Source organism: Martinezella calliandrae (assembly GCF_030272695.1).
Taxonomy (GTDB): Bacteria; Pseudomonadota; Alphaproteobacteria; order Rhizobiales; family Rhizobiaceae; genus Rhizobium; species Rhizobium calliandrae.
The window spans coordinates 1-324 of sequence record NZ_JARFYN010000243.1 but is presented as its reverse complement, the minus strand read 5'-3'; the positions used below and the strand labels follow the sequence as shown (position 1 = coordinate 324).

At 62.3% G+C, this 324-nt stretch carries 1 protein-coding gene; it reads left to right on the top strand.

The window, feature by feature from the left end:
* Positions 1–86 precede the first annotated feature (86 nt).
* A partial coding sequence (locus PY650_RS36935) for a transposase (protein ID WP_285885063.1) occupies positions 87–324 on the top strand: 238 nt, incomplete at its 3' end.

Here is a 324-nt window from a genome sequence, read left to right as displayed (position 1 = left end):
GTGCGAATGCGAGAAGCGGTGCGGTTCACTGGCAAGCTCAAGCGCGTCACGGTCAGCCGCGTTGAGACCGCTGGTTCGTCAGCATCATGGTTGAGACCGTCGATGTTGTGGCCGTAGAGCAGCCTCAGGCCAGCGTGGGCGTCGATCTGGGCATTGCCACGCTGGCAACGCTTGTCGATGGCAGCGCTATTACCGGTCCAAAAGCGCATACCGCATTGCTCAAACGGTTGCGGCGGACGAGCCGTAGCCTGTCTCGCAAGCGAAAAGGCTCGGCCAATCGCCGCAAGGCCAAGGCAAAGCTGGCGCGACTGCACAGCCGCATCG